Below are 13171 nucleotides of genomic sequence, written 5' to 3' on the forward strand. Positions count from 1 at the left end.
AGGGTGCGGCATAGTTATTGACGCCGCGTCCCCACGAAACAGTCAAGGAATGCGCCACAATGTGCAACAAACCGTTCAAGTGTGAGATCGACAGGACGTCTGCGGCAGCCAGGAGGCCGGGTGCGTTCACCGGTCATTTGCGACTTCGAAGCTGAGGTGCGACCGATGACCCATCTTGCTCCGCTACGCGCCCGTCTCGAGAAAAGTTTTGCCCCGCTGTCCTGCGAATGCAGCCTCAATGGCGACGGCACGCTTACTATACGTCTGTACCACCAGGAAAGCGGCGAGGTCGACCTGGTAGTCAGCGGCATGAGCGTCGACAGCGTCCGGTCTGAAGAGAGCCTGGAGAAGCTGATCGACGAACTGCGCTACGAACTGCAGAACACGCCGTTGCATCGCAGCGATCCAGCCTGATTTCCTCGCCACAAAGTTCAGTTCCCACAGGTGCCGCTTCTCTACAGCAACGTCGCCCGGCAATCGAGCACCAGTCGGGCACCTCCCGACTCGCTGCGATCCACCTCCAGCTTGAACCCGTGCAAATTGACAATCGCCGCAACGATGGACAGGCCAAGGCCGAATCCGCCGTGCTGGCTGCTGCCCTCGGCGCGGTAGAAACGGCGAAACACCGCCTTGCGTTCCGCCTCGGGAATGCCCGGCCCGGAGTCGAGCACTTCGATGCGGGTACTGTCGCCCTGGTCGACCCCGCGCAAGATCACCTCGCCGCCCGGCGGGGTGAACTTGATGGAATTGCTCAGCAGGTTGGACACGGCCTCGAACAGCAACGCTCGGTCGCCGTTGAGCAGGGGCAGGCTGTCGGGTACTTCCAGCGTGAAAACCAGCTCGCGTTCTTCAGCCAGCGGCAGATAGAAATCATGCAACTCGTGCAATAACTGCAGCGGATCCAGGCGCATGAACCCGGAGCGACGCTGCTGATCTTCCAGTTCCGAGATCCGCAACAGCCCGCGAAACCGCGCCATCAGCGTGTCGGTCTCGGCAATCACCTGATCCATCTGAAGCGCTTCGGGCGAGCCGTCCGCCGCTTCCTGCTGGATGCGATAGAGCTGGGCCCGCAGGCGCGTCAGTGGAGTGCGCAAGTCATGGGCAATGTTGTCGCAGACGCCCTTGACCTCGTTCATCAGCCGTTCGATGCGATCCAGCATGGCGTTGACGATCGCCGCCAGCATGTCCAGTTCATCGCGGCGACTCGACAGCGGCAGGCGATGGGTCAGGTCACCGGCGACGATGGCTTCGGCACTGGCTTGCAATTTGCGAATGCGCCGCAACGGCCGGCGCCGCAACAGGTGCCAGCCGGCGATGCCTGGCAGGATGGTCAGCGATACGCCCCATAACAGCGCGTGTGAAATGATGCGTGTCACGGCGAACAACGAGCCGTTATCCCGCGCCAGCACCAGCCAGCGACCATCCTGGGTCCGGGTCGCTATTGCATCGCAACTATCGGAAGGCATGCTCGGGTCGTCGGAATCGACGCAACCGCCAAGCATATGGATCTTGCCGTCCAGCGGCAGGTCGGCGGGGATGCGCTGGATCGGTCCGCTCAGATGACGCAGCGTTGGGTCGAACAGGCCGTAGGCGTCGACGCCTCGCTCGTCGAGCGTCAGGCTGGCCATCAACGCGTCTTCCAGCTGGTCGCCGTGGATACGGGCGAACAGGTGCTGGCGTTGCATCAGCGAATGTTTGGCGAGGCTGTCGAGGTAGCCGAACACCTCGTAATACATCACCCCCATCAGGATCGCGCTCCAGATCACGAACAACGCGCTGTAGAGCGCCAGCAGGCGGCTGCTGGAAGAGCGCCAGCCCTTAGCGGGGTTCAGCAATGACATAGCCGGAACCTCGTACCGTGCGAATCAGCGGTTCCAGGCCCGGCGGGTCGATTTTCTTGCGCAGGCGCCCGATGTGGACGTCGATCAGGTTGGTGCCAGGGTCAAAGTGGTAACCCCAGACCTCCTCGAAAATCATCATGCGCGAGAGGATCTGGCCGCTGTTGCGCATCAAGAATTCCAGCAACTTGTATTCGGTGGGCAGCAGGCTGAGCAATTGCCCGTTGCGACTGGCTTCGCGGCTGATCAGGTTCAGCTCCAGGTCCGCCACCCGCAGCACGGTCTCCGGTTCGCGGGCGCCATTGTTGCGTCGCAGCAACACCTCGACCCGGGCGGCCATTTCATCGGTGGCGAACGGCTTGGTCAGGTAGTCGTCGCCACCGGCGCGCAGGCCACGGACGCGTTCGTCGACATCGGAGAGGGCGCTGATCATCAGGATCGGCGTGGCCACGCCCATGGTCCGCAGCGTGGTGACGATCACCAGGCCGTCGAGCTCGGGCAGCATGCGGTCGAGGGTGATCAGGTCGTAGTCACCGCTGACCGCGCGTTCCAGGCCCTCGCGGCCGTTGTCGACCCAGTCGACGTCCAGGCCGTTGCGGGTCAGTTCGGCGACGATTTCCCGGGCGGTCACGGCGTCGTCTTCGATGGTCAGGATGCGGTTCATGGGCAGTACCGGGTGAGTAAATTGAGCGACTGCGCAGCATTCTGCCAAAGAATACCTGTCGGCTTTCTGAAAAAAAGTTCATGGGCGCGAGCGGGGGCGTTTACTGGCCTGGATCAACACTTCGTCACAAATAATCCCTAACATTATTGCGCCGTGCACCAGCATGCTGCGCCCGTCGTCCTGTTTTGGTGCGCTGTCGCCGACGGGCATTGACGCGAGCCGGGGAGTGGCGTGCCGCAGGGAGCCGACACCGACTGAACTTTCAAGGAAGAGCTGCATGATGCAACCTCAAGACCTATTACACCGACAATTCGATATCCAGCCATTGAAACAGGCTGACATGACCGTGCACCTGGACGGAAAGGCTGTCAACGCCGCCCAGGGCGAAACCGTACTCACCGTCATCCAGGCCCTGGGCCAACGCCAGGTCGCCCGTAACGACCACGGCCAACTCAGCGGTGCCTATTGCGGGATGGGCGTTTGCCAGTGCTGCCTGGTCAAGATCGACGGTCGCCACAAACGTCGCGCCTGCCAGACGCTGGTGCGCCCCGGCATGCAGATCGAAACCCGGGCCAACCGCATCGCTGAAACGGAGGCGCCATGAACCACGCTCCGGTGATCGTCGGCGGCGGGCCGGCGGGTATGGCGGCGGCCATTGAACTGGCCTCCCACAAGGTACGTTGCACCTTGCTCGAAGAGGCACCGCGCCTCGGTGGCGTGGTGTATCGCGGCCCCCTGCGCGATGGCGTGCGCCTGGATTACCTGGGGCCCCGCTACAGCGAAGCCTTGGAGAACCTTCACGGGGAATTCCAGCGCCATGCCGATTTGATCGATGTGCGATTGGGCAGTCGTGTCATCGGGGCCGAGGGGTTCCGGGCGCTGATGGTGCTCGATGCGGATGAGCGCCTGTGTGAGGTTGCCTATTCGCAGTTGATACTGGCAGCGGGATGTCATGAGCGCAGCGTGCCGTTCCCCGGCTGGACCCTGCCGGGCGTGATGATGCTTGGCGGCTTGCAGTTGCAGATCAAGAGCGGCGTGGTCAGGCCGCCGAGCCCGGTGGTGATCGCCGGGACGGGCCCGCTGTTGCCGTTGGTGGCCTGTCAACTGCACGCCTCGGGCGTTACCGTGGCGGGTGTCTACGAGGCGTGTGCGTTCGGCAGGATCGCCAAGGAAAGCCTCGCCTTGCTCAATAAACCGCAACTGTTCCTCGATGGCCTGGGCATGCTCGCGTATCTCAAGCGGCATCGCATTCCCGTGCGCTATGGCTGGGGCGTGGTGCGAGCCGAGGGCGAGGGCGAGTTGAGCGGCGTGACCGTCGCACCGTACTCCGCCGATTGGACGCCGGACCTTACGCGCGCCGAGGAGGTGCCGGCCCAGACGCTGGCAGTCGGCTACGGGTTTATCCCGCGCACCCAGTTGAGCCAGCAGATGGGCCTGGAACACGGCTTCAGCGATGACGGGTATCTGCGGGCCGTGGCCGATGCCTGGCAACGCGGCAGCGAGGCGCATGTTCATCTGGCGGGTGACATGGGCGGGATCCGCGGGGGAGAGGCGGCCATGCTGAGCGGGCGCATCGCCGCGTTGTCGGTGCTGGTGCAACGCAATGTCCTGGATGAGGCGACGGCCCTTGGGCGTCGCGATCGGTATCAGGCGCAACTGGAGCGCATCCTTCGTTTTCGCGCCGCCGTCGATCGCTACACCCAGCGCGGGGCGGGCCAAACGGCGCTGCCTGCCGCCGACACGGTGATCTGTCGCTGCGAACATGCCACCCGCGCCGACATCGATCGGGCGCTGGAGCAGGGCGTGCAAGACATGGCCAGCCTGAAAATGCGCACCCGCGTAAGCATGGGCGACTGCCAGGGACGCATGTGCGTCGGTTACTGCAGCGACCGGTTGCGCGAGGCGACGGGGCGGGCCGATGTGGGCTGGTTGCGACCGCGCTTCCCCATCGATCCGGTGCCTTTTTCAGCATTCCAGAATATCGGCACGGAGGCCGCTTCCCATGACTAAGCCTTATGACGTGGTGATTGCCGGTGGCGGCGTGATCGGCGCTTCCTGTGCCTATCAGTTGTCCAAGCGCAAGCATTTGAAGATCGCCCTGATCGACGCCAAGCGCCCCGGCAACGCTACCCGTGCATCGGCGGGCGGTTTGTGGGCCATTGGTGAATCGGTGGGCCTGGGCTGCGGGGTGATTTTCTTTCGCATGATGTCGGCCAATCGCAAGCGCCAGGCCCAAGGTGCCGCCGTGGCGGTGGATGCCAGTACGCCACACATCCTGCCCGACTCATTCTTCGAGTTCGCCTTGCAGTCCAACGCGATGTACCCGCAATTGCACCAGGAGCTGATGGACCGCCATGGCATGGATTTCAAGTTCGAAAAGACCGGGCTGAAGTTCGTGATCTATGACGATGAGGACCGTTTGTACGCCGAGCACATCGTCGCCTGCATCCCCCATCTGGCCGACCAGGTGCGCTGGCTCGACCAGGCGGCCTTGCGCGAGGCAGAGCCGAGTGTCAGCCATGAGGCCCTCGGCGCGCTGGAGTTTCTCTGCGATCACCAGGTCAGCCCGTTTCGACTGGCCGACGCCTACACCGAGGGCGCGCGGCAGAACGGTGTCGACCTGTTTTTCAACACCCACGTCACTGAAGTGTTGCGAAGCGGGACGCGGGTCACAGGTGTGAAGACCGCCGAGGCCGGAACGTTCAGCTGCGGGACGCTGATCAACGCCGCCGGCGCCTGGGCGGCGGACCTGAGCGAGCAGGCTACGGGCGTGCGGATTCCGGTCAAGCCGGTCAAGGGGCAGATCCTGTTGACCGAACGCATGCCGAAAATCCTCAACGGTTGCCTGACCACCAGCGATTGCTACGTGGCGCAGAAAGACAACGGTGAAATCCTGATCGGCAGTACCACGGAGGACAAAGGGTTCGACGTGACCACCACCTACCCGGAAATCGAAGGGCTGGTGCAAGGTGCCATGCGCTGCATCCCGCAACTGGTCGACATCAACCTCAAGCGCACCTGGGCTGGCCTGCGTCCCGGCTCACCTGACGAGTTACCGATCCTGGGTCCGATGCGCGGCGTGGACGGCTACCTGAACGCCTGCGGGCATTTCCGCACCGGCATCCTCACCTCGGCCATTACCGGAGTGCTGCTGGACAAGTTGATCAACAACGAGCCGTTGCCGCTGGACATCACACCGTTCCTGGCGGACCGCTTCGTGGTGGCGCCGATTGCAGAACCAAGGGAAATGGAGCCGGTCTGAGCAAATCCTATGATCAGCCGGTCCCCTGTGGGAGCGAGCTTGCTCCGGGCGGCGATCCGACGATAGCGTCCGTTCAGCCAATATCAATGGTGATCGATACGCCGCCATCGCGAGCAAGCTCGCTCCCACACAGGATTGTATCCAGCGGTTATTCCACCGGTGTGCTGATGAACACTTCCAACCCTTCGGCGTACGCGGTAAATGCGCTGATCCGTGGGAAGGCCTTGCCTTCGACCTGATCCGCGACCAGGAGGTTGGTGAAGGTCCACGCCACCGCGATGGTAATGCCGGCCTGGTCGATCGAACCATCGGTGGGCAGTGGCTGGTTCGCCAGTTCCCTTTCCAACTCACCGTAAGCTGCCAGCAACTGGCCCGATACCCGCGCGAGCCACGGCGCATGCTGGATGTCGGCCGGGCGCAACGTGCGTTCGTAATAGATTTGCACCGATTTTTCGCACGCCGCGAGCGCCAACCCGACCAGTCGCAACGAGCGCAACCGTTGGGCCAAATCGTTCGGCATCAGGCTGTGGGATGGCCCTGCCAGCGCCTCCAGGTAATCGATGATCAAAGTGGAATCCATCAACACCGAGCCATCATCCAGCACCAATGTGGGCGCCTTGACTACCGGGTTGATGCTCTGGAAATGCTCGAATTGCCTGAACACCGAAACCGATTCATGTTCCAGGGAGACTCCCAGCCGTTTGGCGGAAATAGCGACGCGTCGCACATAGGGCGAGTCCAGCATGCCGATCAGTTTCATGGTTTCTCCTTCAACGGGTTCTAAAGGCCGGGTTCAATCCTCGAAGCCGACCTGTTCATGGATTTCATCGACCTTGAGTTCAAGCCGGTAGGCCACGGCAATGAACAACGCCTGGCACAGGCACAAGGTGGCACTCAACGAGCGGAACGCGAAAGAGCTGCCTTCATTGACCAGCAACACCGCATTGGCCCGTTTGGCCAGCGGAGACAGGTTGCTGTCGGTGATGATCAGGGTCTTGGCCTGGTGATGCTGGGCAATGCGCAAGCAGTGCTGGGTTTCCTTGCCGTAGGGCGTAAAGCTGATGGCAATCACCAGATCGTTGGCGCGCACGCTGCGCATCTGCTCGCGGTAACTGCCGCCCAGGCCGGACACCAGGTGAATGCGCTTGTTGGTGTGCTGCAGGTTGTAGACGAGGTAATCGGCCACGGCGAATGAACGCCGCACGCCGACGACATAGATGTTGTCGGCGTTGACCACCAGGTCCACGGCTTTTTCAAACGCCTCGTCGTCCAGTTCCAGTCCCAGGCGCTCGATGCCAGAAAGGGTCGCGTTGACGCACTCGCGGGCCAGGTCGCCGGCGTTGGCCTTCTGCGACTTGTTGGCGATCATGCTGCGAATGCGTTGCTGGTAGTTCTGCACCGGGGTGGTCTTGTGGGTGTACGCCTCGCGGAACAAGGCCTGCATCTCGCTGAACCCGCTGAACCCGAAGCGCTGGGAGAACCGCACGATGGCCGAAGGGTGGACTTCGCATTCCCGGGCGATGTCGCTGATGCGGTCGACCATGATCCGGTCGCTTTGCTGGCTCATGTAGCTGGCAATGCGCTTGAGCTGTCGCGGCAGACTTTCGTACTCCTCGGTGATCAGTTGCAACAGCCGCTCGGCGTTGATCGGTGGGCTGGGGAGGGCGGCTTCGGACGCGCTCTCGGACGGCGCCGGCAGATCGGGGCGGGTCATAGGAAATCCTTCTGGCTTGTTCTTATAGGGCGGCTGGCGAACGGGCCGGCCCTCGACAATAGGTTGGCTGGTGCAGTCTACAGCGTAGGCGCGGAGAAAATCATGGCTGAACGAAGTTGTAACGCCTGCTGAAACGATGCACTGCGTCTGGCCCGGTTGAGCAGTAGCATATTGGAAAAAATATTCCATGATAAAATTTTATGGAAAAAATATTGATTATTGCCGCTTGCTCGTTTTAGTCTGCATTCACCAAAGCGTTGGCGTCGGTTCCGGCGACAAGCGCAGGCTGATAAAAATAACAGGAGCCAGCATGGGCCAGACTCGTTTTGCCAGTGGGCGTCAATTGGATGTGATCTGCCTGGGACGCCTGGGCGTCGATCTCTACGCGCAGCAGGTTGGCGCACGCCTGGAAGATGTTTCAAGCTTCGCCAAGTACCTGGGCGGATCATCGGCCAACATCGCCTTCGGCACGGCCCGTCTTGGGCTGAAATCGGCGATGTTGAGCCGCGTGGGCGAGGACCACATGGGGCGCTTCCTGGTGCAGTCCCTCGCTCGCGAAGGCTGCGATGTCAGTGGCATCAAGGTCGATGCCGAGCGCCTGACCGCCATGGTCCTGCTGGGCATCAAGGATCGCGAGACGTTTCCCTTGGTGTTCTATCGTGAAAACTGCGCAGACATGGCGCTGCGGGCCGAAGACATCGACGAAGCCTTCATCGCGTCCAGCAAGGCGCTGCTGATCACCGGCACGCATTTCTCCACCGAAGGCGTCTACAGCGCGAGCATCCAGGCGCTGGACCATGCCCGAAAACACAACGTCAAATGCGTCCTCGATATCGATTATCGCCCGGTCCTCTGGGGCCTGGCGGGCAAGGCGGACGGTGAAACCCGTTTCGTCGCCGACCGCAAGGTCAGCCAGCACGTGCAAAGCATCCTGCCGCGTTTCGACCTGATCGTCGGCACTGAAGAAGAGTTCCTCATCGCTGGCGGCAGCGAGGACCTGTTGACCGCGCTGCGTACTGTGCGCTCGCTGACGGCGGCAACGCTTGTGGTCAAGCTTGGCCCGCAGGGCTGCACGGTGATCCATGGCGATATCCCGAGCCGATTGGAAGACGGCGCAATTTACCCAGGCGTACGGGTCGAAGTCTTGAATGTCCTGGGTGCTGGCGATGCATTCATGTCGGGTTTCCTCGCCGGTTGGCTGGAAGACGCCAGTGATGAGCGCTGCTGCCAATTGGCCAATGCCTGCGGCGGCCTGGTGGTGTCGCGCCATGCGTGCGCCCCGGCGATGCCGACCCGGGCCGAGCTCGATTATCTGTTCAAGAGCCCGGTGCCCATCACCCGGCCGGACCAGGATGCCGTGCTGCAACGGCTGCATCGGGTCAGCGTGCCGCGCAAGGCCTGGAAGCAGCTGTTCATCTTTGCCTTCGACCATCGCTGGCAATTGGTGGAACTGGCCCAGAAGGGCGGTCGCGAGCTGAGCAGCATCGCGGAACTCAAGCAACTGTTCATCCAGGCGGTGGAACGGGTCGAAGCCGACTTGAAGCGCCAGGGCATCGATGCCGACGTCGGGCTGCTGGCCGATCAGCGTTTCGGCCAGGATTCGCTCAACGCAGCCACCGGGCGGGGCTGGTGGGTGGCGCGGCCGGTGGAGGTGCAAGGCTCGCGGCCGCTGGCGTTCGAGCACGGGCGCTCCATTGGCAGCAACCTGATCGCCTGGCCGCAGGAACAGATCATCAAATGCCTGGTGCAATTTCACCCCGACGACGAACCGCTTCTGCGCTTGGAACAGGAGGCGCAATTGATGGGTTTGTACAAGGCCTCCCAGGTCAGCGGCCATGAGTTGCTGTTGGAAGTCATCCCGCCAAAGGATCATCCATCGGCTCATCCGGACGTGCTCTATCGTGCGCTCAAGCGCCTCTACAACCTGGGCATTTTCCCCGCGTGGTGGAAGATCGAAGCGCAGACAGCCGAAGAATGGCAGCAGCTCGACGAGCTCATCCAACAGCGCGACCCATACTGCCGTGGCGTGGTGCTGCTGGGCCTCAACGCCCCGGCCGCCGCGCTCGCCGAAGGCTTCCGCCAGGCCAGCCGGAGCACCACCTGCCGGGGGTTCGCCGTGGGCCGAACGATTTTCCAGGAACCGAGCCGGGCCTGGATGGCCGGTGAGATCGATGATGAGACGTTGATCCGGGACGTGCAGGAGCGGTTTGTGGAACTGATCGAGGCGTGGCGTGCGGCGCGGGCTTGAAGGGGCTCTTGTGGCGAGGGAGCTTGCTCCCGCTGGACTGCGAAGCAGTCCTAAAGCCTGTTACCCCGATTCCAAAGGGAGACCGCATCCATAGGTTTTGCGTCTGCTTCGCAGCCGAGCGGGAGCAAGCTCCCTCGCCACCGATGATCGGTTAAACATTAGAGAAAACAATAAAAGGTGCAGCCATGCCCGCTATTCGAATTGGCATCAACCCGATTTCCTGGAGCAACGACGACCTGCCGTCCCTCGGCGGCGAGACGCCCTTGAGCACGGCGCTCAGCGAAGGCAAGGAAATCGGCTACGAAGGGTTTGAGCTAAACGGCAAGTTCCCCAAGGACGCCAAGGGCGTCGGCGACGTCTTGCGCCCGTATGACCTGGCGCTGGTGTCCGGCTGGTATTCCAGCCGCTTGGCCCGGCGTTCGGCGGCTGAGGAAATCGATGCTATCGCCAGCCATGTCGAGCTGTTGGCGCACAATGGCGCGAAGGTGCTGGTCTACGGCGAAGTCGCCGATTCGATCCAGGGCCAGCGCATCCCGCTGATCGAACGCCCGCGCTTCCACACTGACGAAGCCTGGCAAGCCTACGCCGACAAGGTCACCGAACTGGCGCGCTTCACCTTGTCCCACGGCGTGCGCCTGGCGTATCACCACCACATGGGTGCCTACGTCGAATCGCCTTCGGATATCGACAAGCTGATGGCCCTGACCGGCAGCGAGGTTGGCCTGTTGTTCGATTCGGGCCATTGCTACATGGGCGGCGGCGAACCCTTGCAAGTCCTGCGCAAACACATCGAACGCATCTGCCATGTGCACTTCAAGGATGTGCGCAAACCGGTGGTGCAACTGGCGCGCAATAACCTCTGGAGCTTCCCCGATTGCATCATCAACGGCACCTTCACCGTGCCGGGGGATGGCGACATCGATTTCGCCGCGTTGCTCGACGTCTTGCTGGCCGCCGACTACCACGGGTGGCTGGTGGTAGAAGCCGAGCAGGACCCCGCCGTGGCGCCGAGTTATGCCTACGCCAAGAAGGGCTACGACACCTTGCGTGCCCTGCTGCAAGAGAGGATTCCGGCATGAGTCTGCTGATCAAGGGCACCCCCGGTGGCCAGAAGCTGGTCGAACTGCCCCATGGCACCTTGGAATACGTGGGGTTCGCCGCCTACCGCCTGAGCCTCGGCGAAACCCTTCCCGTGATGGCCGGTGACAAGGAGCTGTGCGTGGTCTTGCTCAGCGGGCGCATCGACCTCGAGGGCGAGGCGCCGGGGCAGGGTGCTTTCAATTGGGACAACCTCGGTGATCGCCAATCGGTGTTCGAGGATAAATCCCCCTTTGCTGCTTATCTGCCGCCCGGCAGCCAAGCCCAAATCACCGCGCTGAGCGATGTGCAGGTGGCGGTATGCGCCGCGCCAGGTGCCGCTCAAAACGAACACGGCCCACGGCTGATCCGCCCCGACAGCATGAAACGCAGTGTGCGCGGCAAGGGTGCCAATACCCGTTATGTCTGCGACATCCTGCCCGACAGCGAACCGGCCCATTCGCTGCTGGTGGTGGAAGTGCGCACGCCGTCCGGTCACTCGTCCAGCTACCCGCCGCATAAGCACGACACCGACGACCTGCCGCACCAGAGCTTCCTCGAAGAAACCTATTACCACCAGGTCAACCCGTCCCAGGGCTTCGTGTTCCAGCGCGTCTACACCGACGACCGCAGCATCGACCAGGCCATGGCCGTGGAAAACAGCGACCTGGTGGTGGTGCCCAAGGGTTACCACCCGGTCAGCGTGCCCTACGGGTACGAGTCGTATTACCTGAATGTCATGGCCGGTCCGAAGCGGGTCTGGCAGTTCCATAACGACCCGCAGCACAGCTGGCTGCTCGACCTCTGAATTCGAACATTCCAACGGAGAACCAGGACAATGAGCGACACCCCGGTAATAGGCCATTACATCAACGGTCGAGTGCAGGACGGCGACACCGCTCGATCCAGCAACGTCTTCAACCCGGCCACCGGCGCGGTGCAGGCGCGGGTGGCCCTGGCGGAACCGAGTACCGTCGACGCGGCGGTGGCCTCGGCGCTGGCGGCGTTCCCGGCCTGGTCCGAGCAGTCGTCGTTGCGTCGTTCGCGGGTGATGTTCAAGTTCAAGGAACTGCTCGATCGTCACCACGACGAACTGGCGCAAATCATCAGCCGTGAGCACGGCAAGGTGCTGTCCGACGCCCATGGCGAAGTCACCCGTGGCATCGAGATCGTCGAGTACGCCTGCGGTGCGCCGAGCCTGCTCAAGACCGATTTCAGCGACAACATCGGTGGTGGCATCGACAACTGGAACCTGCGCCAGCCCCTGGGTGTGTGCGCCGGTGTCACGCCGTTCAACTTCCCGGTGATGGTGCCGTTGTGGATGATTCCGCTGGCATTGGTTGCCGGCAACTGCTTCATCCTCAAGCCCTCGGAGCGCGACCCATCCGCCAGCCTGCTGATGGCCCGGCTGCTGAGCGAAGCCGGCTTGCCGGACGGCGTCTTCAATGTGGTCCAGGGTGACAAGGCGGCGGTGGATGCGCTGTTGCAGCACCCGGACATCGAGGCGATTTCCTTTGTCGGCTCAACGCCCATCGCTGAATACATCCACCAACAGGGCACCGCGAACGGCAAGCGCGTACAGGCCTTGGGCGGGGCGAAGAACCACATGATCGTCATGCCTGATGCCGACCTCGACCAGGCGGCGGACGCGTTGATCGGTGCGGCCTACGGCTCGGCCGGCGAGCGCTGCATGGCGATTTCCATTGCCGTGGCGGTGGGCGATGTCGGCGATGAGCTGATCGCTCGATTGCTGCCGCGTATCGATCAATTGAAGGTCGGCGACGGCCAGCAGCCCGGCGTTGACATGGGACCGCTGGTCACCACCGAGCACAAGGCCAAGGTAGAAGGCTTCATCGATGCTGGCGTGGCCGAGGGTGCGCGGCTGATCGTTGATGGTCGGGGCTTCAAGGTGCCGGGGGCCGAGCAGGGATTTTTCGTCGGTGCGACGCTGTTCGACCAGGTCACCGCCGACATGAGCATCTACCAGCAAGAGATTTTCGGCCCGGTGCTGGGCATCGTTCGCGTACCGGACTTCGCCACGGCGGTGGCGCTGATCAACGCCCATGAGTTCGGCAACGGCGTGTCGTGCTTCACCCGTGACGGCGGCATCGCCCGGGCGTTCGCGCGCAGCATCAAGGTCGGCATGGTGGGCATCAACGTGCCGATCCCGGTGCCGATGGCCTGGCATTCCTTTGGCGGGTGGAAGCGTTCGCTGTTTGGCGACCACCATGCCTATGGCGAGGAAGGCCTGCGCTTCTACAGTCGCTACAAAAGCGTGATGCAGCGCTGGCCCGACAGCATCGCCAAGGGCCCCGAGTTCAGCATGCCGACTGCCCAATAACTCATTTCATGAATGCCGGAGGGAGAA

12 protein-coding genes are annotated in these 13171 nt (G+C 62.6%); 8 read left to right on the top strand and 4 right to left on the bottom strand.

All coding sequences use genetic code 11. From position 1 onward, the window contains the following. The first annotated feature begins 165 nt into the window (after positions 1-165). The gene (locus J3P79_RS10750) at positions 166-414 is read left to right on the top strand and encodes a DUF1652 domain-containing protein (protein WP_434610313.1); all 249 of its coding nucleotides are present in this window, start codon (positions 166-168) and stop codon (positions 412-414) included. A 41-nt stretch (positions 415-455) separates the two neighbouring features. Here J3P79_RS10750 and J3P79_RS10755 read toward each other — a convergent pair whose 3' ends face one another. Both J3P79_RS10755 and J3P79_RS10760 read right to left on the bottom strand, forming a co-directional pair. After that, positions 456-1841: a sensor histidine kinase gene (locus J3P79_RS10755; RefSeq protein ID WP_434610315.1), complete on the bottom strand. Its 1386-nt coding sequence runs from the start codon at positions 1839-1841 to the stop codon at positions 456-458. Next, entirely contained in the window at positions 1819-2502 is a 684-nt protein-coding gene (locus J3P79_RS10760; protein ID WP_039592999.1) for a response regulator transcription factor, read from the bottom strand. Before J3P79_RS10760 ends, J3P79_RS10755 begins: the two co-directional genes overlap by 23 nt. Before the next feature lie 280 nt (positions 2503-2782). Between J3P79_RS10760 and hcnA the strand changes: the two genes are divergently transcribed. Genes hcnA through hcnC form a run of 3 tightly spaced genes read left to right on the top strand, consistent with a single transcriptional unit; the run spans position 2783 to position 5764 of the window. Continuing rightward, on the top strand, positions 2783-3106 hold the full coding sequence (hcnA, locus tag J3P79_RS10765) for a cyanide-forming glycine dehydrogenase subunit HcnA (RefSeq protein ID WP_039593049.1): 324 nt from the start codon (positions 2783-2785) through the stop codon (positions 3104-3106). Further along, the gene (hcnB, locus tag J3P79_RS10770; protein ID WP_434610318.1) at positions 3103-4512 is read left to right on the top strand and encodes a cyanide-forming glycine dehydrogenase subunit HcnB; all 1410 of its coding nucleotides are present in this window, start codon (positions 3103-3105) and stop codon (positions 4510-4512) included. Before hcnA ends, hcnB begins: the two co-directional genes overlap by 4 nt. After that, positions 4505-5764 carry a cyanide-forming glycine dehydrogenase subunit HcnC gene (gene hcnC, locus J3P79_RS10775; protein ID WP_434610320.1) on the top strand — a complete coding sequence of 420 codons (1260 nt, stop codon included), beginning with the start codon at positions 4505-4507 and terminating at the stop codon, positions 5762-5764. Before hcnB ends, hcnC begins: the two co-directional genes overlap by 8 nt. Before the next feature lie 148 nt (positions 5765-5912). On the opposite strand, the gene J3P79_RS10780 is transcribed toward hcnC, so the two are convergent. Then, a complete protein-coding gene (locus J3P79_RS10780; RefSeq protein WP_434610323.1) occupies positions 5913-6524 on the bottom strand; it encodes a glutathione S-transferase N-terminal domain-containing protein in 612 nt (203 codons plus the stop codon). A gap of 33 nt (positions 6525-6557) precedes the next feature. Then, a complete protein-coding gene (locus J3P79_RS10785) occupies positions 6558-7478 on the bottom strand; it encodes a MurR/RpiR family transcriptional regulator (protein ID WP_434610324.1) in 921 nt (306 codons plus the stop codon). Between the two features lie 310 nt (positions 7479-7788). On the opposite strand from J3P79_RS10785, the gene J3P79_RS10790 reads away from it, so the two are divergent. The 4 genes from J3P79_RS10790 to J3P79_RS10805 all read left to right on the top strand — a co-directional run bounded on the left by J3P79_RS10790 (position 7789) and on the right by J3P79_RS10805 (position 13144). After that, complete coding sequence (locus tag J3P79_RS10790; RefSeq protein WP_434610327.1) at positions 7789-9726, top strand: bifunctional 5-dehydro-2-deoxygluconokinase/5-dehydro-2-deoxyphosphogluconate aldolase; 1938 nt, start codon at positions 7789-7791, stop codon at positions 9724-9726. A 185-nt stretch (positions 9727-9911) separates the two neighbouring features. After that, the gene (gene iolE, locus J3P79_RS10795) at positions 9912-10805 is read left to right on the top strand and encodes a myo-inosose-2 dehydratase (RefSeq protein WP_434610329.1); all 894 of its coding nucleotides are present in this window, start codon (positions 9912-9914) and stop codon (positions 10803-10805) included. Further along, on the top strand, positions 10802-11611 hold the full coding sequence (gene iolB / locus J3P79_RS10800) for a 5-deoxy-glucuronate isomerase (protein ID WP_434610330.1): 810 nt from the start codon (positions 10802-10804) through the stop codon (positions 11609-11611). Before iolE ends, iolB begins: the two co-directional genes overlap by 4 nt. Before the next feature lie 30 nt (positions 11612-11641). After that, on the top strand, positions 11642-13144 hold the full coding sequence (locus J3P79_RS10805; protein ID WP_434610333.1) for a CoA-acylating methylmalonate-semialdehyde dehydrogenase: 1503 nt from the start codon (positions 11642-11644) through the stop codon (positions 13142-13144). Positions 13145-13171 lie beyond the last annotated feature (27 nt).

The organism is Pseudomonas sp. R1-7, assembly GCF_051132105.1.
Classification (GTDB): Bacteria; Pseudomonadota; Gammaproteobacteria; order Pseudomonadales; family Pseudomonadaceae; genus Aquipseudomonas.